The organism is Pseudomonas sp. Root401, from assembly GCF_001425105.1.
Lineage (GTDB): Bacteria > Pseudomonadota > Gammaproteobacteria > Pseudomonadales > Pseudomonadaceae > Aquipseudomonas > Aquipseudomonas brassicacearum.
Window position 1 is genome coordinate 37,766 of record NZ_LMDO01000009.1, and the last position, 23,929, is coordinate 61,694.

General features: G+C 60.5%; 27 protein-coding genes. 17 read left to right on the forward strand and 10 right to left on the reverse strand.

The window, feature by feature from the left end; translation table 11 throughout:
- Positions 1 to 151: 151 nt before the first annotated feature.
- From ASC85_RS08420 to ASC85_RS08445, 7 genes are all read left to right on the forward strand, one after another.
- Positions 152 to 1,276 (forward strand): polysaccharide deacetylase family protein, encoded by a 1,125-nt coding sequence (locus ASC85_RS08420; RefSeq protein WP_057448971.1) that lies wholly within the window; start codon positions 152 to 154, stop codon positions 1,274 to 1,276.
- A 21-nt stretch (positions 1,277 to 1,297) separates the two neighbouring features.
- Entirely contained in the window at positions 1,298 to 1,525 is a 228-nt protein-coding gene (locus tag ASC85_RS32080; RefSeq protein ID WP_156395624.1) for a hypothetical protein, read from the forward strand.
- A gap of 86 nt (positions 1,526 to 1,611) precedes the next feature.
- Positions 1,612 to 3,006, forward strand: a complete 1,395-nt coding sequence (locus ASC85_RS08425) for a PhoH family protein (protein WP_057448972.1) — start codon at positions 1,612 to 1,614, stop codon at positions 3,004 to 3,006.
- Between the two features lie 248 nt (positions 3,007 to 3,254).
- Positions 3,255 to 3,728: a cyclic pyranopterin monophosphate synthase MoaC gene (gene moaC / locus ASC85_RS08430; RefSeq protein WP_003205311.1), complete on the forward strand. Its 474-nt coding sequence runs from the start codon at positions 3,255 to 3,257 to the stop codon at positions 3,726 to 3,728.
- Positions 3,725 to 3,967, forward strand: coding sequence for a MoaD/ThiS family protein (locus ASC85_RS08435; RefSeq protein ID WP_057448973.1), 243 nt, complete (start codon positions 3,725 to 3,727; stop codon positions 3,965 to 3,967). The genes moaC and ASC85_RS08435 overlap by 4 nt, the downstream gene beginning before the upstream one ends.
- Before the next feature lie 3 nt (positions 3,968 to 3,970).
- Positions 3,971 to 4,423, forward strand: a complete 453-nt coding sequence (gene moaE / locus ASC85_RS08440) for a molybdopterin synthase catalytic subunit MoaE (protein ID WP_003205309.1) — start codon at positions 3,971 to 3,973, stop codon at positions 4,421 to 4,423.
- A gap of 250 nt (positions 4,424 to 4,673) precedes the next feature.
- Positions 4,674 to 5,450 carry an ABC transporter substrate-binding protein gene (locus ASC85_RS08445; protein ID WP_014340031.1) on the forward strand — a complete coding sequence of 259 codons (777 nt, stop codon included), beginning with the start codon at positions 4,674 to 4,676 and terminating at the stop codon, positions 5,448 to 5,450.
- 107 nt (positions 5,451 to 5,557) lie between these two features.
- Here the strand turns inward: ASC85_RS08445 and ASC85_RS08450 are convergent, their stop codons facing one another.
- The 5 genes from ASC85_RS08450 to ASC85_RS08470 form a co-directional block, all read right to left on the reverse strand.
- On the reverse strand, positions 5,558 to 6,184 hold the full coding sequence (locus tag ASC85_RS08450) for a helix-turn-helix transcriptional regulator (protein WP_057448974.1): 627 nt from the start codon (positions 6,182 to 6,184) through the stop codon (positions 5,558 to 5,560).
- Between the two features lie 89 nt (positions 6,185 to 6,273).
- Positions 6,274 to 7,401 carry an NAD(P)/FAD-dependent oxidoreductase gene (locus ASC85_RS08455; RefSeq protein ID WP_057448975.1) on the reverse strand — a complete coding sequence of 376 codons (1,128 nt, stop codon included), beginning with the start codon at positions 7,399 to 7,401 and terminating at the stop codon, positions 6,274 to 6,276.
- Positions 7,402 to 7,548: 147 nt separating this feature from the next.
- On the reverse strand, positions 7,549 to 8,496 hold the full coding sequence (locus ASC85_RS08460) for an ornithine cyclodeaminase family protein (RefSeq protein ID WP_057448976.1): 948 nt from the start codon (positions 8,494 to 8,496) through the stop codon (positions 7,549 to 7,551).
- 166 nt (positions 8,497 to 8,662) lie between these two features.
- Positions 8,663 to 10,126 carry an ATP-dependent RNA helicase RhlB gene (rhlB, locus tag ASC85_RS08465; protein ID WP_057448977.1) on the reverse strand — a complete coding sequence of 488 codons (1,464 nt, stop codon included), beginning with the start codon at positions 10,124 to 10,126 and terminating at the stop codon, positions 8,663 to 8,665.
- Between the two features lie 98 nt (positions 10,127 to 10,224).
- Positions 10,225 to 10,881: an alpha/beta hydrolase gene (locus tag ASC85_RS08470; RefSeq protein ID WP_057448978.1), complete on the reverse strand. Its 657-nt coding sequence runs from the start codon at positions 10,879 to 10,881 to the stop codon at positions 10,225 to 10,227.
- 473 nt (positions 10,882 to 11,354) lie between these two features.
- Between ASC85_RS08470 and ASC85_RS08475 the strand changes: the two genes are divergently transcribed.
- From ASC85_RS08475 to ASC85_RS08490, 4 genes are all read left to right on the forward strand, one after another.
- Entirely contained in the window at positions 11,355 to 12,386 is a 1,032-nt protein-coding gene (locus ASC85_RS08475) for an amino acid ABC transporter substrate-binding protein (protein ID WP_057448979.1), read from the forward strand.
- A 65-nt stretch (positions 12,387 to 12,451) separates the two neighbouring features.
- The gene (locus tag ASC85_RS08480) at positions 12,452 to 13,633 is read left to right on the forward strand and encodes an amino acid ABC transporter permease (protein WP_014340024.1); all 1,182 of its coding nucleotides are present in this window, start codon (positions 12,452 to 12,454) and stop codon (positions 13,631 to 13,633) included.
- A gap of 10 nt (positions 13,634 to 13,643) precedes the next feature.
- Positions 13,644 to 14,741 carry an amino acid ABC transporter permease gene (locus tag ASC85_RS08485; RefSeq protein WP_057448980.1) on the forward strand — a complete coding sequence of 366 codons (1,098 nt, stop codon included), beginning with the start codon at positions 13,644 to 13,646 and terminating at the stop codon, positions 14,739 to 14,741.
- Between the two features lie 11 nt (positions 14,742 to 14,752).
- Positions 14,753 to 15,517, forward strand: coding sequence for an amino acid ABC transporter ATP-binding protein (locus tag ASC85_RS08490; RefSeq protein ID WP_003205299.1), 765 nt, complete (start codon positions 14,753 to 14,755; stop codon positions 15,515 to 15,517).
- Positions 15,518 to 15,584: 67 nt separating this feature from the next.
- Here the strand turns inward: ASC85_RS08490 and ASC85_RS08495 are convergent, their stop codons facing one another.
- Both ASC85_RS08495 and ASC85_RS08500 read right to left on the reverse strand, forming a co-directional pair.
- Entirely contained in the window at positions 15,585 to 16,073 is a 489-nt protein-coding gene (locus tag ASC85_RS08495; RefSeq protein WP_057448981.1) for a type II toxin-antitoxin system MqsA family antitoxin, read from the reverse strand.
- Positions 16,070 to 16,381, reverse strand: a complete 312-nt coding sequence (locus ASC85_RS08500) for a type II toxin-antitoxin system MqsR family toxin (protein WP_057448982.1) — start codon at positions 16,379 to 16,381, stop codon at positions 16,070 to 16,072. The genes ASC85_RS08495 and ASC85_RS08500 overlap by 4 nt, the downstream gene beginning before the upstream one ends.
- Before the next feature lie 166 nt (positions 16,382 to 16,547).
- Between ASC85_RS08500 and ASC85_RS08505 the strand changes: the two genes are divergently transcribed.
- The 5 genes from ASC85_RS08505 to ASC85_RS08525 all read left to right on the forward strand — a co-directional run bounded on the left by ASC85_RS08505 (position 16,548) and on the right by ASC85_RS08525 (position 20,469).
- The gene (locus ASC85_RS08505) at positions 16,548 to 17,207 is read left to right on the forward strand and encodes a FadR/GntR family transcriptional regulator (protein WP_057448983.1); all 660 of its coding nucleotides are present in this window, start codon (positions 16,548 to 16,550) and stop codon (positions 17,205 to 17,207) included.
- Positions 17,208 to 17,227: 20 nt separating this feature from the next.
- Complete coding sequence (locus tag ASC85_RS08510) at positions 17,228 to 18,532, forward strand: CynX/NimT family MFS transporter (RefSeq protein WP_057448984.1); 1,305 nt, start codon at positions 17,228 to 17,230, stop codon at positions 18,530 to 18,532.
- Between the two features lie 87 nt (positions 18,533 to 18,619).
- Complete coding sequence (locus ASC85_RS08515) at positions 18,620 to 19,090, forward strand: nuclear transport factor 2 family protein (RefSeq protein WP_057448985.1); 471 nt, start codon at positions 18,620 to 18,622, stop codon at positions 19,088 to 19,090.
- A 40-nt stretch (positions 19,091 to 19,130) separates the two neighbouring features.
- Positions 19,131 to 19,454 (forward strand): GIY-YIG nuclease family protein, encoded by a 324-nt coding sequence (locus ASC85_RS08520; RefSeq protein ID WP_057448986.1) that lies wholly within the window; start codon positions 19,131 to 19,133, stop codon positions 19,452 to 19,454.
- Positions 19,455 to 19,533: 79 nt separating this feature from the next.
- A complete protein-coding gene (locus ASC85_RS08525) occupies positions 19,534 to 20,469 on the forward strand; it encodes a glutathione S-transferase family protein (RefSeq protein ID WP_057448987.1) in 936 nt (311 codons plus the stop codon).
- Positions 20,470 to 20,520: 51 nt separating this feature from the next.
- Here ASC85_RS08525 and ASC85_RS08530 read toward each other — a convergent pair whose 3' ends face one another.
- Together ASC85_RS08530 and yejK are read right to left on the reverse strand one after the other, a co-directional pair.
- Complete coding sequence (locus tag ASC85_RS08530; protein ID WP_057448988.1) at positions 20,521 to 20,877, reverse strand: glutaredoxin family protein; 357 nt, start codon at positions 20,875 to 20,877, stop codon at positions 20,521 to 20,523.
- Entirely contained in the window at positions 20,877 to 21,881 is a 1,005-nt protein-coding gene (gene yejK / locus ASC85_RS08535; RefSeq protein ID WP_014340016.1) for a nucleoid-associated protein YejK, read from the reverse strand. The genes ASC85_RS08530 and yejK overlap by 1 nt, the downstream gene beginning before the upstream one ends.
- A gap of 396 nt (positions 21,882 to 22,277) precedes the next feature.
- Here yejK and ASC85_RS08540 point away from each other — a divergent pair, with 396 nt between their 5' ends.
- Positions 22,278 to 22,559 (forward strand): HU family DNA-binding protein, encoded by a 282-nt coding sequence (locus ASC85_RS08540; RefSeq protein WP_003205289.1) that lies wholly within the window; start codon positions 22,278 to 22,280, stop codon positions 22,557 to 22,559.
- Between the two features lie 190 nt (positions 22,560 to 22,749).
- On the opposite strand, the gene rlmF is transcribed toward ASC85_RS08540, so the two are convergent.
- On the reverse strand, positions 22,750 to 23,775 hold the full coding sequence (rlmF, locus tag ASC85_RS08545; RefSeq protein ID WP_057448989.1) for a 23S rRNA (adenine(1618)-N(6))-methyltransferase RlmF: 1,026 nt from the start codon (positions 23,773 to 23,775) through the stop codon (positions 22,750 to 22,752).
- Between the last annotated feature and the right edge of the window lie 154 nt (positions 23,776 to 23,929).

Genomic DNA, 23,929 nt, shown 5'->3' on the forward strand with positions numbered 1-23,929 from the left:
ACGATGACGCAATCTTGCAGATGGACCTTGTCGACTGCATCGCGAGCAAGCTTTGCTCCCACAGGTCTGCTCCCCAAGTCCGCTGACCACAAGGGTATTGCGCCAGGATCGGCTATGATGCCGCGCGGGTTTCGTTATGGAGACATCCCTTTTGCGTATCGCCCTTCTGTTATCGGCCTGGCTGTTGAGCCTGGGCGCCATTGCCGCGCCCAACGACGTCGCCACCCTGGACCGCAGCACCTGGCCGGAACAACTCACCAGCCCGACGCTGTTCGACGTGGCCTCGCGGGCCGAGATCCTGATGTTCGCCCGGGTCCTGCTGGACGTCGATGCCATGGACGACATCGCGCTCAAGCAGTACCTGGGGCTGCGCTCGGTCAATATGGTTGCGATCGACGCGCTTCGCACCCGGCTGTGGCAGCGGTTGCTGGCCAACTACAACTTTGCCCAACGCAGCTGCGATCAGGATGCTTCCTTCTGTTATCTGGTCGAGGACATGGCGACCTTGCGCGAAGAGGCGCGCAGGTTCCATCTGGATGACAACTCCTACTACATCAAGTGGGCCGCGCCGAGCCAGATTTTTCATACTCAATATCGCGACGAGCTGTTGCGTAAAGCTGCGCTTTTTCCGCAAACCAGCAGCGAAATCGAACGTTTCGGCGATTACGAGCGCAACGGCGAGGACATGAACGACCGCCTGTTCCTGCTGACCTTCGACAGCGCCGCCAACGTTGTGCCGGACAACACCCCGTGGTTGGCCGAATACCTGCGCAAGGCGAACATCAATGGCACCTTCTTCGTGCTGGGCAAGGATATCCAGGCGCGGTTGCAAGAGGGCTCGGTCAACAATCTCCAGGCGTTGTATTCGGGACAATGCGTGGGCGTGCAGGGCTGGGAGTTCCGCTCCCACAGTTATTGGCAGGACTGGCAAGACTCGGTCCGGCGCAGTGTCGAGCTGGTCAAGGGCAAGCTGCCCGAAAATTACGTGCCGCTGTTCCGTCCGCCCCAAGGCCAGCGTCGTGGCGATGCGCAAGCGTTCTTCCGCCAGCAAGGCTTGCAAGTGGCGCTGTGGGACATCGACCCCCAGGACAGCAACAATCGGCTCAAGCCTGAGCAAAGCGCCCAGCGTGTGCTGACCCTGATGCTGTTGTGGCGCCACGGAGTGATCAATTTCAATGCCAAGCAGGATGGGGTGAAAACGGCGATGCCCTGGTTGATGACGCAGACGGCGCAAAGCGGGATCGGTTGGGCGGACTGCCAGGAAGCGTTTCGCTGAAACCTGAAAGGCCCGGAAACATTGGGGAAAGAGAAAAAAACGGCGCACATTCATGACAACCGGACTTCCGACTTTAACGGCGCAATGGCGGTACGCCAAGGGTTATTCGTCACTCTGAAAAATAAACTTCAAAAAAGCGTCAAAGTGCTTTTTCCTGTCATGGTTTTTGGAGTATCAAGAAGACAGACCGCCGAAACCTGCAACACAGGTGGCGTCTTCCAAGACCCAGATTGTGTGCAGTTCACCTGAATCGTCGTGGGTGAATTCGGTGGCTACCTCGAGGCGCAGCACTGTCAAGGTATTGCGTCGAATGGCCCCCACATAGGTGACCGAGTATGGATGACCACGGACGTAGCCTTTCCTCCAACCAGCCAATCCTCTATGTACTCGATACCAACGTATTGATCCACGATCCAAACGCCCTGCTGAACTTCGAAGAACACCACGTTGCCATCCCGATGACCGTGCTTGAGGAGCTGGATAAACTCAAGAGCGGACACCACAGCGTCGCGGCCGAATGCCGGCAGGCGATCCGCCTGATCGACAAGACCCTGGGTGATGCCTCTCCGGAGGACGTTGAACTCGGCGTGCCGATCCAGCGCGGCAAAAGTGGCCCCAAGGGCCTGCTTTCGATCCTGATGAGCAAGCGCACCGAACCCAACCTGGTGCTGCCTGAACACCTGAACGACAACATCATCATCAACCAGTTGATCGACCTGCACGCGCGCACCAAGGACCAGGCCGTGGTGCTGGTGACCAAAGACATCAACATGCGCCTCAAGGCCCGCGCCTGCGGGATCGCGGCGGAGGACTACAGCACCGACCAGTTGGTCGACGACGTCTCGCTGTTGCCCAATGGCTACCACAACATGACCGGCTCCTTCTGGGACCGTGTGAGCAAGGTCGAGACCCGCCAGGATCACGGCCGCACCTGGCACCAGGTGCAGTTGATCGACAACCTGCCGGCCGTGCACATCAACGAGTTCATCATCGACGAACAAGGCTTCGTCGGCTGGATCAAGGAAATCCAGGTCGACAAGTTGCTGATCCTCGACCTGCACCAGGAACCTTTGCTGCATCAGGAAGCCTGGGGCCTCAAGCCTCGTGACATCTACCAGAGCCTGGCGCTGTTCGCCTTGCTCGACCCGGATATCCACCTGGTCAACCTGTCCGGCGCCGCCGGTTCGGGCAAGACCATCCTGGCCCTGGCCGCCGCCATCGAGCAGACCATGGTCAGCAAACGCTACCGGCGCATCATCGCCACCCGCAGCGTGCAGGGCCTGGACCAGGAAATCGGTTTCCTGCCCGGCACCGAAGCGGAGAAAATGGAGCCGTGGCTGGGGGCGATCACCGACAACCTCGAAGCCTTGCACATGGATGACGAAAGCACCCATGGCAGCGTCGACTACATCCTCAGCAAAGTGCCGTTGCAGTTCAAATCCCTCAACTACATTCGCGGGCGCAGCTTCCAGCAGAGCCTGATCCTGATCGACGAATGCCAGAACCTGACCCCGCACCAGATGAAAACCATCATTACCCGTGCCGGTGCCGGTTCCAAAGTGGTGTGCCTGGGTAACCTGGCGCAGATCGACACCCCTTACCTGTCCGCGACCAGCTCCGGGCTGACCTACCTGACCGAACGCTTCAAGGACTTCCCCAACGGGGTCCACATCACCCTGCAGGGCGTACCGCGCTCGATCCTGGCCGAATACGCTGAATCCCACCTGTAACCCCAGCCAAACCGGGCGACCTCACCGTCGCCCGGTTTCTTGTATGCGCCACATAACCCCTGTGGGAGCGAGCCTGCTCGCGATAGCGGTGTATCAGATAAGAATATTTAGCTGACACACGGCTATCGCGAGCAGGCTCGCTCCCACAGGGGATCTCCGGTGTTTTGCAAATTGCAGGTGCGACAATCAAGCCTGCCGGAATTTGACCCACGGGTTTACAATCGACACTCCCGATCAGGAGTAACCCTGTGCTGACTCATCTCGATTCCCAAGGTCGCGCCAATATGGTCGACGTGACCGACAAGGCCGTGACGTTCCGTGAAGCCACGGCCGAGGCCTTTGTGCGCATGTTGCCCGACACGCTGCAGATGATCGTCAGCGGCGGTCACCCCAAGGGCGATGTGTTCGCCGTCGCACGCATTGCCGGCATCCAGGCGGCCAAGAAAACCAGTGACCTGATTCCTCTCTGCCACCCGCTGCTGCTCACCAGCGTCAAGGTCGAGCTCAATGCCGAAGGCGAGGACCGGGTGCGCATCGTCGCCCGTTGCAAACTGTCAGGGCAGACCGGCGTGGAAATGGAGGCGCTCACCGCCGCCAGCGTCGCCGCACTGACTATCTACGACATGTGCAAGGCCGTTGACCGGGGCATGACCATCGAAGGCGTGCGTGTGTTGGAAAAACTCGGCGGCAAGAGCGGCCATTTCCAGGCGGATGCGTCATGAAGATCATCGTGAAGTTCTTTGCCCGTTACCGTGAAGCGCTTGGCGTGGATTCGGTAAAGGTGGAAGGCGATTTCGCCACGGTCGACGATGTGCGCGTGCTGCTTGCCCAGCGTGACGGGGCCGAGGTGCTGAAGGAGCAAAACCTGATGTGCGCGCGCAATGAAGACCTGTGCCAGCTCGACGAGCCGCTGGCGGACGGCGACGAAGTGGCGTTTTTCCCCACCGTGACCGGAGGCTGAACCATGGCGATTCGTGTGCAGGTCGAACCGTTCGACGCAGGTGGCGAAGTCAACGCGATGCACGCGGCCAATGTCGGCGTGGGGGCGGTGGTGAGTTTTGTCGGCTACGTGCGTGACTTCAATGACGGCCTCGATGTGTCCGGGATGTTCCTGGAGCATTATCCGGGCATGACCGAAAAGGCCCTGGGCAAGATCGCCACCGAGGCCGAGCAGCGCTGGCCGTTGCTCAAGCTGGAGGTGCTGCACCGTATCGGCGCCCTGGAACCGGGCGAGCCGATCGTCTTCGTCGGTGCCGCCAGTGCCCATCGCCAGGCGGCGTTCGACGCCTGCGCCTTTGTCATGGACTACCTCAAGACCCGAGCGCCGTTCTGGAAGAAGGAAAACACCGTCGACGGCCCGCGCTGGGTCGAAGGGCGGGACAGTGATCATGCGGCGGCGGATCGCTGGAAGCAGTAAGCAACCTGATAGTCCGCTATCGTCGGATCGCCGCCCGGAGCAGGCTCGCTCCCACATTTGATCTCATTGCACACAGAATCCTTGTGGGAGCGAGCCTGCTCGCGAAGGGGTCAGCAGCCTCCCATCACTTTCCCCTGTTTCCCCAATTGACCATATGTACATTAAAGTCCAGTATGGATTTATAAGTACACATAAAGTCATTGCCGCGCCTTTCTCTGCCAAACCAACAACAACCCGCGAGAGATCGATCATGAAGAAACTCCCCCTCATCACCGGCCTGGCCTTGAGCCTGTTGGCCTCCAGCAGCCTGTTCGCCGCTGAGAAAACCTTGCGCATCGGCATCGAGGCGGCTTATCCGCCGTTTGCTTCCAAGACCTCGGAAGGGAAAATCGAGGGGTTCGACTACGATATCGGCAATGCCCTGTGCGCGCAGATGCAGGTCAAGTGCGAGTGGATCGAAGGTGAGTTCGACGGGCTGATTCCTTCGCTCAAGGTGAAGAAGATCGACCTGGCGCTGTCGTCCATGACCATCACCGAAGAGCGCAAGAAATCGGTGGATTTTACCCACAAGTACTACTTCACCTCATCGCGCCTGGTCATGAAGGAAGGGGCGGTGGTCGATGACCAGTACGCCAGCCTCAAGGGCAAGACCGTCGGTGTGCAGCGGGCCACCACCACTGACCGCTACGCCACTGAAGTCCTCGAACCCAAGGGTGTGGTCGTCAAGCGCTATAGCAACAACGAAGAAATCTACATGGACCTGGCGTCCGGTCGCCTCGACGCGATCTTCGCCGACACCATCCCGCTGGAAGACTTCCTGTCGATGCCTCGTGGCAAGGGCTACGCCTTTGTCGGCCCCGAGCTCAAGGACCCCAAATACGTCGGCGAAGGCGCCGGTATCGCGGTGCGCAAGGGCAATACCCAACTGGTGGCGGATTTGAACAAGGCCATCGATGGGATTCGGGCCAATGGGGAGTATCAGAAGATCCAGGGCAAGTATTTCAAGTCGGATATCTACGGCGACTGATCAATCGCTATCGCGAGCAAGCTCGCTCCCACAGGGGACCTGGTTACAAAGATCCAGTGTGGGAGCGAGCTTGCTCGCGATGAGGCCAGGCCAGGCAATACAAAGCCTCAGCCCTTCAATTCCTTCAAATGCTTGTACACCGTCGCCCGCCCCATATTCAGCACATTGGCCACGTAGTTGGACGCGCTCTTGCCCTTGAACGCGCCTTCGGCATGCAGCGCCAGCACCAGCTCGCGTTTGTGGTCGCGGGTCAGCAGGTTCAGGCTCAACTGACGCTCGCGCATCCAGGCATGCAGGAAGGTGTTGATTCGCTCCTGCCAGTCATCGCGAAACAGTGAGTCCGGCTGGGGGATCAACTTGCTCGGCGACAGGAACAGATCCAGCGCGGCCTTGGCATTCTCGAACAGCGAAATATTCAGGTTGATGCACAGCACCGCCAGGGGATGCCCGTCGGCGTCGCGCAGTACGCTGCTGAGGCTGCGAATCTTCTGTCCGTCCCAGTTCAGCTTTTCGTAGGGCCCGATGTTACGTTCGCTGATGTCCTCGCTGAGCATGTCTTCCAGGGACGAGTCATCGCCAATTTCACGCTTGGACAGGTTATTGGCGATGTAATCGACTCTCTGGGTGCGCAGGTCGTGTAGCACCACTTCGGCGTGGGGGTAGAACAGCGTGGCGATAGCGTCGGCGATGGTGCGGAAGTTTTCCAGCACCGGATCGGGTGGCGAGGCAGTCATGACAGGGCTCCAGGCAGCGTCAGCGCCCCGTTAAACAGGGGCGCGGGGGAGTGTGCCGCAATCGCGGCGATGCGTCACCTCAAGGTGGCTCAGCCCAGGCGCCCGGGTGACAGCATGGCGCTGTTCAGGCCGAAACGGGCCAGGGCCTCGGGCAGCGGTTCGCCACGCACCAGCGCCGCGCTGGCCTGGCCCATGGCCGGTGAGGTCTGGATGCCGTAGCCGCCCTGGGCCGCGACCCAATACAGTCCGGGCACCTGCGGATCGAAACCGGACAGCAGGTCACCGTCGGGCACGAAACTGCGCAAGCCGGCCCAGGTGCGGGTCGGGCGGCGGATGGTCAGGGTGGTGGCTTCTTCGATCTGATAGATGCCCATGGCAATGTCGAGTTCTTCGGGTTGCACGTCGTGGGGTTCCACCGGGTCGGCATTGGCCGGCGAGCCGAGGAACATGCCAGCGTCGGGCTTCATATAGAAGGACTCGTCCAGGCTCACCAGCATCGGCCAGTCATGGATATCCACGCCCTCGGGGCCGGCAAAAATGAACGCTGCGCGCCGCTTGGGCTGCAACCCCAGTTTCCGGGCGCCGGCCATTTCAGCAATGTGATCGGCCCATGCGCCGGCAGCATTGATCAGAACCGGTGCCGTGAACGTCTGGTTGGCGGTTTTCACCTGCCACAGCCCCTGATCATCGCGGCTCAATTGCTGGACTTCGCTGTCGGTGTGCACTTCACCGCCATTGCGCCGAATACCGCGCAAATAGCCCTGGTGCAGCGCATCGGTGTCGATGTCGCAGGCCGTGGGGTCGTAGATCGCTCCGTGGACCTTGTCCCGTCGCAGGATCGGCAGCCGCACACAGGCCTCGTCGGCGCTGAGCAGTTGCATCTGCGGCACCGTGGCCTTGGCGCTGAGGTACTGGTTGTTCAACTCGGCCGGGTCGCCGGTGAAGTCCACGGTCATTTCGCCCCGTGGGGTGAGCAAGGGGTGTTCGCAGAAACCGGCCGGTGGCGCATCGAAAAAATCCCGGCTGGCCTGGGTCAGCGCCCGCACCTGCGGGGTACCGTAGGCGGCGGTATACAGCGCCGCCGAGCGTCCGGTGGAGTGGTAGGCCGGATGGGATTCGCGTTCGAGCACAATTACACGGCCGTGGGGGGCGAGCCAGTAACCGGTGGATGCACCGGCAATGCCGCCGCCGATGATGATGAAATCTGCTTGTTTCATGAATTCTCCTGCGAAGAATGTGCCCGGGAACTCGAAGACCCCTGTGGGAGCGAGCTTGCTCGCGAAGGCGGCCTGACAGTCGATATTGAAGGTGACTGACCCACCGCCATCGCGAGCAAGCTCGCTCCCACAAGGGAATGGGGGGTGTCAGTTGTGAAGTCGATACAGGGCATTCGCCAGCGCAACATCTTCCAGGCCCAGACCGATGGAGCGGAAGAACACATGGCGTTGGTAGTCGGGACGCGCCACGTGTTCGCTGAGCAATTCAGGCAAATCGCCGACGATGCTCGACGTCTGCCAGCCATGCTGTTCGCCGGCGATCAGCATTTCACCGGCCGAGCCTGGGGTGGTCTGACGATAGTCGCAGAACACGTCCATGTCGTTGAGGCTTTGAGGGGGGACTTCATGGGCGCGTGGGGCGTTGGTGCTGATGGAGGTGATCAGCGCCGGTTTGCCCAGGGTCTGCGGGTCGAGTACCGCTTTGGCGGACGAGGTGCAGAGCATCACCACATCAACGTCGTGCAGCGCCGCTTCAAGGCTGTCGGCGATGTGCAGGCGTGGGTCCAAGTCGGTGATGGAGGCAAGTGCTTGTGCCGACTTGGTCTTCAGGCCTGGCGAATAGAGGCTGATAGCTTGCCAGTCCCGCAGGCCCTTGACGTATTGCACGTGTGCTCGCGCCACCGCACCGCTGCCGATGACCGCCAGGCGCCGGGCGGTGTGCGGGGCGAGGGCATCGACGGCAACAGCCGTGGTGGCAGCGGTGCGAGCGGTGGTCAACTCGGCGGCATCGCACAGTAGCAGCGGCTGGCCGGTCTGCATCGACATCAACAAGGTCCAGGCGGTTACCAGCGGACCTTGCTCGCGCACGATGTAGGGCGAGGTCTTGACCCCGTAGACCTGGTCTTCAGCCAGCACACCCAGGTAGTTGATGAAGTCCCCGGCGCCCTGGGGAAACACCACCAGTTGCTGAGGCGGCTGCACCGCTTGCCCGGCGGCGAGATCACGGAACAGCTTGCGCAGGATTTGCGGCACGTCGATTTGCCCGAGCAGTTCTCGGGCCTGGGCTTGGGTCATCACATAGGGCGTGCTGGACATGGGGGCTCCGGGAAGCTGTTTTTAAACTAATTTGTCCATTATGGACTTATAGTTTAATCGAGCAATATCCCCAGGCAAAAAAAAGCGCAGCCTGTCTTGGCTGCGCTGATCGTTCCCACGCTCTGCGTGGGAATGCCTCAATGGACGCTCTGCGTCCGTCTCGACGCTAAGGGCGCTTGCGCTCGACCGGTCGCAACAGATGCGTCGGCGGAGTTTCGCAATTGATCTTTTTCCCCAGCAACGCCTCAATCGACGGCAACTGGTAGGAGTCATCTTCGCCAGCGAAGCTGATCGAAACCCCCGCGGCCCCGGCACGACCGGTACGGCCAATCCGGTGCACATAGTCGTCCGGCACTTCCGGCAGGGTGAAGTTGATCACGTGGCTGATGCCGTCGATGTGGATGCCGCGACCGGCCACGTCAGTGGCGACCAGTACGCGGATCTTGCCTTCACGGAAACCTTCGAGGGTCTTGATACGCTTGTGCTGCGGCACGTCGCCCGAGAGCTGGGCCGCGTTGACGCCATCGCGCACCAGGCGTTCTTCGATACGCCGCACTTCATCCTTGCGGTTGGCGAACACCATCACCCGCTCCCAACCATTGTCGTTGACCAGGTTGTAGAGCAGCTTGTACTTGTCGGCCCCGGCGACTGCGTAGATATGTTGCTCGACGTTTTCGCTGGCAACGTTCTCGGCTTCGATCTCGACGATGGCAGGGTCGGTGGTCCACTGCTTGGCCAGGTTCATCACGTCCTCGGTGAAGGTGGCGGAGAACAGCAGGGTCTGGCGTTCGCTTTTCGGTGGGGTCTGGCGAATGATCTGGCGCACTTGCGGGATGAAGCCCATGTCGAGCATGCGGTCGGCTTCGTCCAGCACCATCACTTCGACCATGTCCAGGTGCACGTCGCCGCGCTGGTTGAAGTCCAGCAGGCGGCCCGGCGTGGCGACCAGGATGTCGCAGTGGCGGGCTTCGAGGTGCTTGAGCTGCTTGTCGAAATCCATGCCGCCCACGAACGTCATGACGTTCAGGCCGGTGTACTTGGTCAGGTCGGCGGCATCCTTGGCGATCTGTACCACCAGCTCGCGGGTCGGCGCGATGATCAGCGCCCGTGGCTCGCCCATGTAGCGTTCCTTGGGCGGTGGGGTCTGGAGCAGCTGGGTGATGATGGAAATCAGGAACGCGGCGGTCTTGCCGGTGCCGGTCTGGGCGCGACCGATGGCGTCTTTGCCGGCGAGGGTGTAACCGAGCACTTGCGCCTGGATCGGCGTGCAATACGGGAAACCCAGGTCCTGGATGGCATGCATCAGTTCCGGGGCGAGCTTGAAATCGTGGAAGCGGGTCTTGCCTTCCTGGGGTTCTACGACGAAGTCCTCGAGCTTCCAGGCGACGACCGGCGGTTTCGGTGCGCGTTCGCGCCGTGGCCTGGGGGCTTCGTTGCGTGGTTTCTCGGGCTCGGGGGCCGTAACAGGCTGGGCGACGGGTTCTTTTGTTGCCTGTGCAACAGGTGCCGCCCGGCGCGGTTGTTGCGCATCGGTACGGCTCGGGCCGTGGGTCGGCGCAGTGGAGCCAGGCGCGAGTTGCTCGGCCTCGCTTTTACCGAACATCTTCTTGAGTGCTTTGAGCACGGTCATCTCATCGATTGGTTAAGGAATGTACGCCGGCCAGTGTAATGCAAGAAACGGGCGCGGCGTAGTGTGATCGTCAAAGGACCGGCGTGGCGATCAGTCTCTTAGCGTAACCGCTCGGCCAGCCAGGTGCCGATGTCGCGAATCTCCTCGGGTAACACTTCGTGGCCCATTGGGTATTCTTGCCATGTCACGGTGACACCATGTTGCTTTAAATACTCTTTCGCGGTCCGACCCATGGGGTTGAGTACCACTTCGTCGTATTGCCCGTGCAGCGCCAGGACCGGAATGCGTTGCTGGCTGGCCGACAACTGCAGCTCATCGCTGAAAGTCGGTGCATAAGTAGACAGCGCGACCACGCCGCCCAGCGGGCCCTGCCATTTCACGAATGCCGTGTGATAGACCACCGCGCCGCCCTGGGAGAAACCCGCCAGGAAAATCCGCGAGGCGTCTATTCCGCTGGCTCGCTGGGTTTCGATCAGGTCGATGACCCGTTGTGCCGAGGTTTCGAGCTGCTGTTCGTCAATGGCCCGCGCCGGGCTCAAGGCCCGGATGTCGTACCAACTGGGCATGGCGTAGCCGCCGTTGATCGTTACTGGTTGGGTCGGTGCCTGGGGTAGAACGAAACGTGTGGTGAGCAGACTTTGCTGCAACATTTCAGCGACTGGCAGGAAATCAAAGCGATCGGCGCCCAGGCCGTGAAGCCAGATAACGCACGCGTCGGCAGCGCTGCTGGGCTCGAGAATCAGGGGGTCGGTCATGGTTGTGCTCCAAATCTGTGCGGGCGCGCCCAATCAGTGCGTGATTACAGTGCGTGCCCGGTGTCTCAGTTAATTAGATGTCGCAAAGTTGAAAGTTTTTGTCTTGACGTGTTTTACAAGGGCTAAGCGCAGCGGTCTGGTACGGGCTTTGCTATGGGTGTACCTGAGTGATGATTCTTACGCTGTGCGGTAACACTATCAGTTCACCGCAACGCATGGGATATCAGAAATCCGGTGATGAATGTTCGCCAGTAGCCGCTACGGGCTTCGCGAACGTGAAGGGCTACAGCCCGTTCGGCCGATTGGTGAGAGATGGGCATGACCACTGTTTACGGACATCCTCATTATTAGACTCATAGCGAAGGTCCAGACGTCGGTTGACCCTAAAAAAAGCCAACAAGGGTCGGCAATGCCCCAAAAGGGTGCGATAGGGCTCGAGCTCCGACACAACAAGAGCAAAACTGGAGGTTTGAATGAAGTTACTGAAATCCACCCTGGCCGTCATGACTGCAGCAGCAGTCCTTGGTGTCAGCGGGTTCGCTCAGGCGGGTGCAACCCTGGATGCCGTGCAGAAGAAAGGTTTTGTGCAATGTGGTGTGAGTGATGGCCTGCCGGGTTTCTCGGTGCCTGATTCCACTGGCAAGATCCTGGGTATCGACGCCGACTTCTGTCGTGCCGTGGCCGCCGCCGTATTTGGCGACGCGAACAAAGTGAAATTCAGCCAACTGAACGCCAAGGAGCGTTTCACCGCACTGCAGTCTGGTGAAATTGACATCCTGTCGCGCAACACCACCATGACCAGCTCCCGTGACGCGGGCATGGGCCTGAAATTTCCAGGCTTCATCACCTATTACGATGGCATCGGCTTCCTGGTTAACAACAAACTGGGCGTCAAGAGTGCCAAGGAACTGGACGGTGCAACCATCTGCATCCAGGCCGGTACCACCACCGAGCTGAACGTTTCCGACTACTTCCGCGGCAACGGCCTGAAATACACCCCGATCACCTTCGACACCTCCGATGAAAGCGCCAAGTCGCTGGAATCCGGTCGTTGCGACGTGCTGACTTCCGACAAGTCCCAACTGTTCGCCCAGCGCAGCAAGCTGGCTTCGCCGAAGGACTATGTGGTTCTGCCGGAAACCATTTCCAAGGAGCCGCTGGGTCCGGTCGTGCGTAATGGCGACGACGAGTGGCTGGCCGTTGTGCGTTGGACTGGCTACGCCATGCTCAATGCTGAAGAAGCCGGCATCACTTCGAAAAACGTCGAGGCTGAAGCCAAGGCCACCAAGAACCCAGACGTTGCTCGTATGCTCGGTGCCGACGGCGAGTACGGCAAGGACCTGAAGCTGCCGAAGGACTGGGTCGTGCAGATCATCAAGCAAGTCGGTAACTACGGCGAAATGTTCGAGCGTAACCTCGGCAAGGGCACTCCGCTGGAAATCGATCGCGGCCTGAACGCTCTGTGGAACGCTGGCGGCATTCAATACGCACCACCAGTGCGCTGATGGTTCTATCACCCGGTGGGCCAACCACCGGGTGATGTTCTGTTCCATTCTTTGCGGGGCACTTCATGCAAAATTCAATCGGCGCACCTAAGCAGAGGCTCAGCCTCAGCGATCCACGAGTGCGTGCGTGGGTATTTCAGATCGTCACCATCGTGGCGGTTATCTCGCTGGGCTGGTTTCTGTTCGATAACACGCAGACCAACCTCGAGCACCGGGGTATCACTTCCGGTTTCAGCTTCCTGGAGCGCAGTGCCGGTTTCGGCATCGCTCAAACCCTGATCGACTACACCGAAGCGGACAGCTATGCCCGCGTTTTTGTCATCGGGTTGCTCAACACACTGCTGGTGACTTTCATCGGCGTGATCCTGGCAACGATCCTCGGTTTCATTGTCGGCGTGGCCCGACTGTCGAAAAACTGGATCATCGCCAAAGTAGCCACGGTGTATGTTGAGGTTTTCCGCAACATCCCGCCGCTGCTGCAGATCCTGTTCTGGTATTTCGCGGTGTTCCTGACTATGCCAGGACCGCGCAACAGCCATAACTTCGGCGACACCTTCTTTGTCAGCAGCCGCGGCCTCAACATGCCGGCGGCGCTGATGTCGGAAGGGTTCTGGCCGTTCGTGGCCAGTGTCGTGCTGGCGATTGTCGCCATCGTGCTGATGACCCGCTGGGCCAACAAGCGCTTCGAAGCCACTGGTGAGCCGTTCCACAAGTTCTGGGTCGGCCTGGCGCTGTTCCTGGTTATCCCGGCGTTGTGCGCGCTGATCTTCGGTGCTCCCGTGCATTGGGAAATGCCGGAACTCAAGGGCTTCAACTTCGTCGGTGGCTGGGTACTGATTCCGGAATTGCTGGCCTTGACCCTGGCGCTGACGGTGTATACCGCGGCGTTCATCGCCGAAATCGTGCGTTCGGGCATCAAGTCGGTGAGCCATGGCCAGACCGAGGCGGCTCACTCGCTGGGCCTGCGCAACGGTCCGACCTTGCGCAAGGTGATCATCCCGCAAGCCCTGCGTGTGATCATCCCGCCGCTGACCAGCCAATACCTGAACCTGGCGAAGAACTCTTCGCTGGCGGCCGGTATCGGTTACCCGGAAATGGTTTCGCTGTTTGCCGGCACGGTGTTGAACCAGACCGGCCAGGCCATCGAGGTGATCGCGATCACCATGAGCGTGTACCTGGCGATCAGTATCAGCATTTCCCTGCTGATGAACTGGTACAACAAGCGCATTGCGCTGATCGAGCGGTGAGGAAAAGCGCATGACATCCCATACTTTCAAACCTGATATGCCGCCGCCGAGCAAAGTGTTCGGGCCGATGGCATGGATGCGCGCGAACATGTTCTCCAGCTGGCTCAATACGCTGCTGACGCTGTTCGCGTTCTACCTGATTTACCTCGTGGTCCCGCCGATCCTCAGTTGGGCGATCCTCGATGCCAACTGGGTCGGCACCACCCAGGCCGACTGCACCAAGGAAGGTGCCTGCTGGGTGTTCATCCAGCAGCGTTTCGGCCAGTTCATGTACGGCTATTACCCAACGGGCCTGCGCTGGCGCGTCGACCTGACCGTATGGTTGGCAGTGATCGGTGTGGCGCCGTTGTTCATCTCGCGCTTCCCGCGCAAGGCGATCTACGGCCTGAGCTTCCTGGTGCTGTACCCGATCATCGCCTGGTGCCTGCTGCACGGTGGCGTATTCGGTCTGGACGCCGTGGCAACCAGCCAATGGGGCGGCCTGATGCTGACCCTGGTGATCGCCACCGTCGGTATCGCCGGCGCGCTGCCGCTGGGTATCGTCCTGGCCCTGGGCCGGCGCTCGAACATGCCGGCGATTCGTGTGGTCTGCGTGACCTTCATCGAGTTCTGGCGCGGCGTGCCGTTGATCACGGTGCTGTTCATGTCGTCGGTGATGCTGCCGCTGTTCCTGCCCGAAGGCATGAACTTCGACAAGCTGCTGCGAGCACTGATCGGGGTGATCCTGTTCCAGTCGGCCTACGTGGCCGAAGTGGTGCGCGGCGGCCTGCAAGCCATTCCCAAGGGGCAGTACGAAGCTGCCGCGGCGATGGGCCTGGGTTACTGGCGCAGCATGGGCCTGGTGATTCTGCCGCAAGCCTTGAAGATGGTGATCCCGGGTATCGTCAACACCTTCATTGCGTTGTTCAAGGACACGAGCCTGGTGATCATCATCGGCCTGTTCGACCTGCTCAACAGCGTGAAACAAGCTGCCGCCGACCCGAAATGGCTGGGCATGGCCACCGAAGGCTATGTGTTCGCCGCCCTGGTGTTCTGGATTTTCTGTTTTGGTATGTCCCGCTATTCCATGCATTTGGAACGCAAGCTGGACACTGGCCACAAGCGTTAGGAGCGTAGTTTATGAGTGAAGCGATCAAACAGCCTGTGAGCCCTGAAGGCATTATTCAGATGCAGGGCGTCAACAAGTGGTACGGCCAGTTCCATGTGTTGAAAGACATCAACCTGAACGTCAAGCAGGGCGAGCGTATCGTGCTGTGCGGCCCGTCGGGCTCCGGCAAGTCCACCACCATCCGCTGCCTCAACCGCCTGGAAGAGCACCAGCAGGGTCGCATCGTGGTCGACGGCGTGGAACTGACCAACGACCTCAAGCAGATCGAAGCGATCCGCCGTGAAGTCGGCATGGTGTTCCAGCACTTCAACCTGTTCCCGCACCTGACCATCCTGCAGAACTGCACCCTGGCGCCGATGTGGGTACGCAAGATGCCCAAGCGCAAGGCCGAGGAAATCGCCATGCATTACCTGGAGCGCGTACGCATTCCAGAGCAGGCGAACAAGTACCCGGGCCAGCTCTCCGGCGGTCAGCAACAGCGTGTGGCCATCGCCCGTGCCCTGTGCATGAAGCCGAAAATCATGCTGTTCGACGAGCCGACCTCGGCCCTCGACCCGGAAATGGTGAAAGAAGTGCTGGACACCATGATCGGCCTGGCCGAAGACGGCATGACCATGTTGTGCGTGACCCACGAAATGGGCTTCGCCCGCACCGTGGCCAACCGCGTGATCTTCATGGACAAGGGTGAAATCGTCGAACAGGCCGCGCCGAACGACTTCTTCGACAACCCGCAGAACGACCGCACCAAGCTGTTCCTGAGCCAGATCCTGCATTGATCCGGCCTTAGGCAGTGAAATAAGCCCGGACTTGTCCGGGTTTATTTTTGCCTGCGTGTTCTTCGCCTCAGGAGCTGAGCACGGTTTCGCGCTCGGGGTGGCGGTCAAGCAACAACTGCCGCAGGTCGGTGCCTTCGTCCAGGACCTGGATCTCGGCCATCAGGTGCGGATGACGATCCAGCAGGCGCATCAGCATGAACAGTGGTTGAGGTGGGGGGATCTCGCCTCGCTCATAGCGGGAAAAGGCATTGTGCCCACCGCCGGACAGTAACTTCACGGCTTCTTTCTGGGTGAGATGCAGTTTGCGACGGATGCGCTTGATCTCTGCGCCCATGGCTTGAAGGCAGTCTTCGAGCAACTGGTCGCTTGCCTTGGAATAGCGCTCGGCGCTGTCGGTATCGTGATCGAATTCTATTTCGCCACAGACCTGGCATTCCCATCCGGCGATGTCGTGCACCAGCCGGGCTACGCGCTTGTAGTCGACGGTGACGCTGCGATCCTTGAAGTGATGCATGGCCTCGTGAGTGCCGCAACTGACACATTGCTGCGTTTTCATTGGTTTTTCTCCTGGAAGGAGATCACCGGATGCCCACCGCCGGGGCGGTAAGTCACTTTGATGTAGATCTCCCGATCCTGAAATGTTGTGTGATAGACGTCTTGCCAGATTCGGTGATCGGCATAGGTGGTCATCGATTTGTGCAGCATCCTGTACTCCAGCAGGTGAACGATCCGCAGCATCTGGGCAAGACTTAACGTCATCCTCCGTCCGCCTTCCCGCGCGCTCATCGTGAACGCCTTGCTTCCCAACCTGCGAACCTCGGCCTTGACCTCTGCCAGCTCGTAATGGGGTGTGCTCTTTTCCATAAAAAGTCATTTACCTTGTCTCTAAAATTACCCTCAAAGGGTAATTTTGACTAATCGAAAATCTTGCTCTTTACCTGCCCTTAAACCCTAGGCGCTTGTTCTCTGGGATGAAGCTGACTAACATGTCAGAAAATTCATCCTATGATTGGATGAAAGGGCGGACTCCATGTCAGATATTTCTCCATTGATAAAGCGCTCCCTAGTCGATCAGGCCTTGGAGCAATTGCGCCGACGTATCAGCGATGGTGTGTGGGCCGTCGGCCAGCGCTTGCCCACCGAGCCGGAGTTGGTGGCGGAGCTGGGTATCAGCCGCAACACCGTGCGCGAAGCCATGCGCGTGCTGGCGTTTGCCGGGCTGATCGAGATCCGCCAGGGCGACGGCAGTTACGTGCGGGCAGTGGTTGATCCGCTGGATACGCTCAAGGTGTTGTCCCGCTGTTCGCTGGAACAGGCCCGGGAAACCCGGCATATCCTGGAGGTGGAGGCCATTGGCCTGGCGGCGCTGCGGCGCACCGATGAGGATCTGCTTGCCTTGCGCCGGGCGCTGCAAGACAGCGGCGAGCACTATCACGGCGATCTGGAGCGCTACATCGCCTGCGACCTGGTGTTCCACCGCCTCCTGGTGGATGCCGCGCACAACCCTGCGCTCAGTGAACTCTATCGCTACTTCTCCAGCGTCATCGGCGCGCAGTTGCGCCAGAGCCTCAACATCACCCCGCGCCATCAACATGTGTTCGACCTGCACGTCGAAATCCTGGAAGCCGTCGAGCAACAGGATCCGCAACGGGCCAAGTCCCTGTGCCGCCAATTGATCAATGAACCCTGAGCCCCGAACCCGAGTTTTCCATGTCCCGCGATCTGCTTGACCCTGCCACTTCGACGGCGCCCAAACGCGCCGCCGAACTCGAAGAACTGTTGATTGACGCCGAGGCCGACGATGAGCAGACCCAACAGCGCCATTTGTTGGTGCGTCGCCCCTGGCTGTTGCTGCTCGGGTTGATCCTGGTGGCGCTGAACCTGCGTCCGGCGTTGTCGAGCATGGCGCCGTTGCTCAGCGAAGTGTCAAGAAGTCTCGGCCTGTCGGCTGCCCAGGCCGGTTTGCTGACCACATTGCCTGTGCTTTGCCTGGGCCTGTTTGCGCCGCTGGCACCGGTGCTGGCGCGGCGCTTCGGTGCCGAGCGCGTGGTGCTGGGGATCTTGTTGACGCTAGCGGGCGGGATTGTCTTGCGCAGTGCCTTCGGTCAGGTCGGGCTGTTCGTCGGCAGCATCCTGGCTGGCGCGAGTATCGGTGTGATCGGCGTGCTGCTGCCGGGCATCGTCAAGCGCGACTTCGCCAAACAGGCCGGCACCATGACCGGCGTCTACACCATGGCTTTGTGCCTGGGCGCGGCGATGGCGGCCGGGGCGACCGTGCCGCTGAGCGAGCAGTTTGGCCACAGCTGGGCCTTGGGCCTGGGCTTCTGGGTGGTCCCGGCGCTGCTGGCCGCGGTGTTCTGGTTACCGCAAGTGGGCGAGAAACACGGTGCCCACCAGGTGGCTTATCGGGTCCGCGGCTTGCTGCGTGATCCCCTGGCCTGGCAAGTGACGTTGTACATGGGGCTGCAATCGTCCCTGGCCTACATCGTTTTTGGCTGGCTGCCGTCGATCCTGATTGGCCGTGGCCTGACGCCGACCCAGGCCGGGCTCGTGCTGTCCGGTTCGGTCATCGTGCAATTGATCAGTTCCCTCGCCGCGCCCTGGTTGGCAACACGTGGCAAGGACCAGCGCCTGGCCATCGTGATCGTCATGCTCATGGTCCTGGGCGGGTTGTTCGGTTGCCTCTACGCGCCGCTCGATGGCTTGTGGGGCTGGGCGATCCTGCTGGGCTTGGGGCAGGGCGGATCATTCAGCCTGGCGCTCACGCTGATCGTGCTGCGTTCGCGGGACGCCCATGTGGCCGCCAACCTTTCCAGTATGGCCCAGGGGTTCGGCTATACGCTGGCGTCGATGGGGCCGTTCGCGGTGGGTGTGGTCCACGACTTGACCGGCGGCTGGAATGCCCTGGGCTGGATCTTCGGCCTGGTTGGCCTGGGGGCGATCATCGCCGGCATCGGCGCAGGTCGGGCGTTGTACGTCGGGGCCAGCAGCGAAAGGGTCACAGACCTTCGTTGATATCATTTTCATGGCGAATGACGATAGTCTTCCCGGCGGCGGCAGATTATCGTACTGGCCTACTGAAACGTTTTTCGGAGCCTGTCCATGAGTGATGCCCACAACGCCTTGATCAGCCGTTTCTATCAGGCCTTCCAACGCCTGGACGCCGAAGCCATGAGCGCTTGCTACACCGACGACGTGCTGTTCAGCGACCCGGCGTTCGGCGAGCTGCGCGGGCGCGATGCCGGCGACATGTGGCGCATGCTGACGACCCGGGCCAAGGACTTTTCCCTGACCTTCGATAACGTGCGCAGCGATGAGCGTACCGGTGGTGCCCATTGGGTGGCGACGTACTTGTTCAGCCAGACCGGCAACATTGTGATCAACGACATTCAGGCGCGCTTCGTTTTTCGCGACGGCAAGATCTGCGAACACCACGACAGCTTCGATCTGTGGCGCTGGTCTCGCCAGGCATTGGGCGCCAAGGGCCTGCTGCTGGGCTGGACACCACTGGTGCGCAACGCCGTCAGGGCCCAAGCGCTCAAGGGGCTGCGGGCGTTCCAGGCCAGTCGCTGATAAGATCGCGGCTTGTCTTTGCCGACCTGTTGAACATCTTGTGACGACTGCCGCCCTCTCTCCCGATCTGCCTGCACAGGGCCCAACCGAACCGGACAAACCCTGGTTCGTCTATCTGGTGCGGGCCGCCAACGGTTCGCTGTACTGCGGCATCAGTGATGACCCGGTGCGGCGTTTCGCCAAGCATCAAAGCGGCAAGGGGGCGCGCTTCTTCCTTTCCAGCCCGGCAGTGGCCCTGGTGTACACCGAGGCTTGTCGCGACAAGGGCGAGGCCCTGCGCCAGGAGCGGCTGATCAAAAAGCTCAAGAAAAGCGCCAAGGAATGCCTGGTGGCCAGTGCGCTGTCGCTCAATCAGCCGGGCTGATAGGCCTTTATCAGGCCGGTAGGCTGTCCCGATCAGGCGCGCTAAGCTGTAAGACTTCATTCCTGCAGTGGCTAATCTCATGTCAGAGCTGATCCTTCATCACTACCCAACGTCTCCTTTCGCGGAAAAAGCCCGGCTGCTGCTGGGCTTCAAGGGGCTGTCCTGGCGTTCGGTGAGCATTCCGCCAATGATGCCCAAGCCTGACCTGACGGCGTTGACGGGTGGCTATCGCAAGACGCCGGTGTTGCAGGTCGGCGCGGATATCTATTGCGATACGTCGCTGATGGCTCGCCGCCTGGAGCAGGAAAAAGCCTCGCCGGCGCTGTTCCCCGAAGGCCGGGAAATGCTCGCCGCGTCCTTTGCGGCGTGGGCCGATTCGGTGGTGTTCCAGCATGCGGTGAGCCTGGTGTTCCAGCCGGAGTCGGTGGCGGTGCGGTTCGCCAAGTTATCGCCCGAAGCGATCAAGGCGTTCGTCAGCGACCGCGCCGGGCTGTTCAGTGGCGGCACGACTACACGCTTGGCTGCCGAGCAGGCCAAGCACCAATGGCCGACGATCATGGCCCGGCTGGAGCAACAGTTGCAGCGCGAGGAGGGCGATTTCCTGTTGGGTGATCCGTCGATTGCCGACTTCGCCATGGCCCATCCACTGTGGTTCCTCAAGGGCACTCCGGTCACCTCGTCGCTGGTGGATGCGTATCCGGCTGTCTCGGCCTGGTTGGCGCGGGTGTTGGGTTTCGGCCATGGTGCCTCGAGCCAGATGAGTGCCGAAGAGGCCTTGGACGTTGCCCGCAACGCAACGCCGGCAGCGCTGCCGGATGAGGCATTCGACGAGCCGAACGGGTTCACTGCAGGGCAGCAGGTGAGCATCGCCGCGACCGACTATGGTGTCGATCCGGTGGTCGGGGAGTTGTTGTTTGCCGGCAGCGAGGAACTGATTCTGCGTCGCGAAGACGCGCGGGGCGGAGTGGTGCATGTGCACTTTCCGCGGTTTGGCTTCCGGATCGAGGCTCGATGAACAACGAATGACCTTGTGGGAGCGAGCTTGCTCGCGATGAGGCCCTTAAACCTATATCGCGGACAACGCCTTGAGAATATTCTCCGGCTCATACCCACGAATCAACGTGCCGTTCACATCCAGGATCGGAATCCCCCGGCCACCCAGCGCCTCATAGGCCTTGCGCGCCTCGGTGTCCTTTTCGATATCGAACTCGTGAAACGGCACGCCTTTCTCATCCAGGAACCGCCGGGTTGCCTTGCAGTAGCCGCACCAGTTGGTGGCATACAGCACGACGCGGGCGTTGCTGCGGATCTGCTCGGAAACCATCTGTGACGGGTTGAATACCCGCTCGATCTTGCCCCAGTTCTGATAGGCCACCACCACCAGCAGAATCAGCAGGAATTTCTTCAGCACCCCACCAAACATCAATTACGACGCTTGAGCTGGTCGGTCAGCGACGTGGGCAGGCCCTTGATGATCAGCGTGCCAGCTTCTTCGTCATACTCGATCTTGGAGCCCAGCAAGTGCGCTTCGAAGCTGATGGACAAGCCCTCGGCGCGGCCAGTGAAGCGGCGGAACTGGTTGAGGGTGCGTTTATCCGCCGGGATTTCCGGCGATAACCCGTAGTCCTTGTTGCGGATGTGATCGTAGAAGGCTTTCGGGCGATCTTCATCGATCAGCTCGGACAGTTCTTCCAGGCCCATCGGCTCGCCGAGCTTGGCCTGGCTGCTGGCGTAGTCGACCAGGGTCTTGGTCTTTTCCCGGGCATCGTCTTCCGGCAGGTCTTCGCTTTCGACGAAGTCACTGAAGGCCTTGAGCAGGGTGCGGGTCTCACCGGGGCCGTCGACACCTTCCTGGCAGCCGATGAAATCACGGAAATATTCCGAGACCTTCTTGCCGTTCTTGCCCTTGATGAACGAGATGTACTGCTTCGATTGCTTGTTGTTCTGCCATTCCGACACGTTGATCCGGGCCGCCAGGTGCAACTGGCCCAGGTCCAGGTGGCGGGACGGGGTCACGTCGAGCTCATCGGTCACCGCCACGCCTTCGCTGTGGTGCAGCAGGGCGATGGCCAGGTAGTCGGTCATGCCTTGCTGGTAGTGAGCGAACAGCACGTGGCCGCCCACCGACAGGTTGGACTCTTCCATCAGCTTTTGCAGGTGTTCCACCGCCACGCGGCTGAAGGCGGTGAAGTCCTTGCCGCCGTCCAGGTACTCCTTCAGCCAGCCGCTGAACGGATGCGCCCCGGACTCGGCATGGAAAAAGCCCCAGGCCTTGCCTTGCTTGGCGTTATAGCTCTCGTTGAGGTCGGCGAGCATGTTCTCGATGGCCGTGGACTCTGCCAGTTCGGAGTCGCGGGCATGGAGCACCGCTGGGGTGCCGTCGGGCTTTTTGTCGATCAGGTGGACGATGCAATGACGGATCGGCATGGATTTCTCGGCTGATGAAAGAGAGGAGGGCGCGCTCCCCGAAAAAGGGCCCAGTGTACCGCAATCACTGGTTTTGGAACCCGGCAAAGGCCCTTTCAGACCCGTCCGACACCCTATATGCATTTTTTTAACGTTTTAGCGCAAGAAAGCTGACCAAATGGGTAGCTAGAGGCGGATATTTCAGAGGCGTTGTGCTAGTTTTGCCCGGTCTTACGCGAAGTCACTGCGTTAAGCGTGCATTCAGCATCTGTCAGGTCGAACCAATCCCGGTTTTCGGCATCTATTACCCCGATCCGTCGCGGTGATTGCCGAGGGTGCCTGATCAAGAGAGATCGGGCTCGATGGCTGACACTGCACTCTGCAATCCATATGAATTTGATAGGGAAGGAACACTACATGGCTCTTACTAAAGACCAACTGATCGCTGATTTGGCTGAATCTGTAGACGCACCAAAAGCTACCGTGCGTTCGCTGCTGGACCAACTGGGCCAAGTCGTTGCCGATCAGCTGGAAAATGGCGGCGAAATCACTCTGCCAGGTGTTGGCAAGCTGAAAGTCACCGAGCGTCCTGCCCGTACCGGCCGCAACCCTTCGACTGGCGCTGCCATCGAAATCGCTGCCAAGAAAGTGATCAAGCTGGTTGTGGCCAAAGGCCTGACCGACGCGGTCAACAAGTAAGACCGCAGTAAAAAAAACCGTGCCTTGGAGCGATCCGGGCACGGTTTTTTATTGCCTTGAAAACCACCTGTAGGAGCTGCCGAGCGAAGCGAGGCTGCGATCTTTCCCCTGACAGTTGAATCTCAAGCGAAAGATCAAAAGATCGCAGCCTCGCTTCACTCGTCAGCTCCTACAGTCGAGCCGTGTCTTTCTAATCCTTGCGAACCCAGCGGGCTTGGCGCCAGGCCTGTTGCTGGGCCTCGGTCTGGAAGGTCCAGGCCACGAAACGACTCTGCTTCTGGCCCTGGGACATCTCCACCACCTGGCTGTGCAGCGCCCCGGCCTTTTTCAGCGCGGTTTGAATCGCCGGCAGGTTCGACGCTTTCGACACCAGGGTGCTGAACCACAGCACTTGCCCGGCCAGTTGTGCGCTTTCGCCGATCAGTTGCGTCACGAACCGGGCTTCCCCACCCTCGCACCACAACTCCGCAGCCTGACCGCCGAAATTCAGCACCGGCAGCTTGCGCTTCGGATCGGCCTTGCCCAGTGCCCGCCACTTGCGCTGGCTGCCCTTGGTGGCTTCCTCCAGGGAGGCATGGAACGGCGGATTGCACATCGTCAGGTCGAAACGTTCGGTGTCGTCCAGCAGGCCCAGGAGTATCTGCTTGCGGTTGGCTTGCTGGCGCAACTGGATGGCTTTGTTCAACCCATTGGACTGGACGATGGCCTTGGCCGAGGCGATGGCCGTCGGGTCGATCTCCGAACCGAGGAAGTGCCAGCGGTAGTCGCTGTAGCCGATCAACGGATAGACACAGTTGGCGCCGGTGCCGATGTCCAGCACCTTGACCGCCGCCCCGCGGGGGATTTCACCGGCGTTGTGGCTGGCGAGCAAATCGGCGAGGAAGTGCACATAGTCCGCCCGACCTGGCACCGGCGGGCACAGGTAGTCGGCCGGGATATCCCAGTGGGCGATGCCATAGAAAGCTTTGAGCAGTGCCCGGTTGAACACCCGCACGGCCTCGGGGCTGGCAAAGTCGATGCTTTCCTTGCCGTAGGGGTTGATGATCACGAACTTCGCCAGTTCCGGCGTGCTCTTGATCAACGCTGGGAAGTCGTAGCGGCCCTGGTGGCGGTTGCGCGGATGCAGGCTGGCCTTCTCACGCGGCGCCACGGCTTTGGCCTCCGGGGCGGACTTGGGCTTCTGGCGGGCAGGTTTGGGTGTGCGGGGGGCGGTCATGGGCGAGTCGATTCGGGGATGGCTCAAAAAGTGGCGGGCATTGTCCCACATCCGGCCCCTGCGAACCCAACTGCAACGATCGGCGCGATCTGCTGTGGGAGCGAGCCTGCTCGCGATAGCGGTGGGTCAGCTTGCATCAATGTTGAATGTACCG

Excerpts from the sequence above, each read along its gene's own strand:
- ASC85_RS08485 (WP_057448980.1), top strand. The coding sequence starts at position 13,644 with ATGACATCCCATACTTTCAAACCTGATATGCCGCCGCCGAGCAAAGTG.
- ASC85_RS08455 (WP_057448975.1), bottom strand. The coding sequence starts at position 7,401 with ATGAAACAAGCAGATTTCATCATCATCGGCGGCGGCATTGCCGGTGCA.
- ASC85_RS08510 (WP_057448984.1), top strand. The coding sequence starts at position 17,228 with ATGTCCCGCGATCTGCTTGACCCTGCCACTTCGACGGCGCCCAAACGC.
- ASC85_RS08525 (WP_057448987.1), top strand. The coding sequence starts at position 19,534 with ATGTCAGAGCTGATCCTTCATCACTACCCAACGTCTCCTTTCGCGGAA.
- ASC85_RS08505 (WP_057448983.1), top strand. The coding sequence starts at position 16,548 with ATGTCAGATATTTCTCCATTGATAAAGCGCTCCCTAGTCGATCAGGCC.
- ASC85_RS08490 (WP_003205299.1), top strand. The coding sequence starts at position 14,753 with ATGAGTGAAGCGATCAAACAGCCTGTGAGCCCTGAAGGCATTATTCAG.
- ASC85_RS08470 (WP_057448978.1), bottom strand. The coding sequence starts at position 10,881 with ATGACCGACCCCCTGATTCTCGAGCCCAGCAGCGCTGCCGACGCGTGC.
- ASC85_RS08450 (WP_057448974.1), bottom strand. The coding sequence starts at position 6,184 with ATGACTGCCTCGCCACCCGATCCGGTGCTGGAAAACTTCCGCACCATC.
- rhlB (WP_057448977.1), bottom strand. The coding sequence starts at position 10,126 with ATGACCGTGCTCAAAGCACTCAAGAAGATGTTCGGTAAAAGCGAGGCC.
- moaE (WP_003205309.1), top strand. The coding sequence starts at position 3,971 with ATGGCGATTCGTGTGCAGGTCGAACCGTTCGACGCAGGTGGCGAAGTC.
- ASC85_RS08460 (WP_057448976.1), bottom strand. The coding sequence starts at position 8,496 with ATGTCCAGCACGCCCTATGTGATGACCCAAGCCCAGGCCCGAGAACTG.
- yejK (WP_014340016.1), bottom strand. The coding sequence starts at position 21,881 with ATGCCGATCCGTCATTGCATCGTCCACCTGATCGACAAAAAGCCCGAC.
- ASC85_RS08480 (WP_014340024.1), top strand. The coding sequence starts at position 12,452 with ATGCAAAATTCAATCGGCGCACCTAAGCAGAGGCTCAGCCTCAGCGAT.
- ASC85_RS08435 (WP_057448973.1), top strand. The coding sequence starts at position 3,725 with ATGAAGATCATCGTGAAGTTCTTTGCCCGTTACCGTGAAGCGCTTGGC.
- ASC85_RS08445 (WP_014340031.1), top strand. The coding sequence starts at position 4,674 with ATGAAGAAACTCCCCCTCATCACCGGCCTGGCCTTGAGCCTGTTGGCC.
- ASC85_RS08540 (WP_003205289.1), top strand. The coding sequence starts at position 22,278 with ATGGCTCTTACTAAAGACCAACTGATCGCTGATTTGGCTGAATCTGTA.
- ASC85_RS08425 (WP_057448972.1), top strand. The coding sequence starts at position 1,612 with ATGGATGACCACGGACGTAGCCTTTCCTCCAACCAGCCAATCCTCTAT.
- ASC85_RS08475 (WP_057448979.1), top strand. The coding sequence starts at position 11,355 with ATGAAGTTACTGAAATCCACCCTGGCCGTCATGACTGCAGCAGCAGTC.
- ASC85_RS08530 (WP_057448988.1), bottom strand. The coding sequence starts at position 20,877 with ATGTTTGGTGGGGTGCTGAAGAAATTCCTGCTGATTCTGCTGGTGGTG.
- ASC85_RS08495 (WP_057448981.1), bottom strand. The coding sequence starts at position 16,073 with ATGAAAACGCAGCAATGTGTCAGTTGCGGCACTCACGAGGCCATGCAT.
- ASC85_RS08500 (WP_057448982.1), bottom strand. The coding sequence starts at position 16,381 with ATGGAAAAGAGCACACCCCATTACGAGCTGGCAGAGGTCAAGGCCGAG.
- rlmF (WP_057448989.1), bottom strand. The coding sequence starts at position 23,775 with ATGACCGCCCCCCGCACACCCAAACCTGCCCGCCAGAAGCCCAAGTCC.
- ASC85_RS08515 (WP_057448985.1), top strand. The coding sequence starts at position 18,620 with ATGAGTGATGCCCACAACGCCTTGATCAGCCGTTTCTATCAGGCCTTC.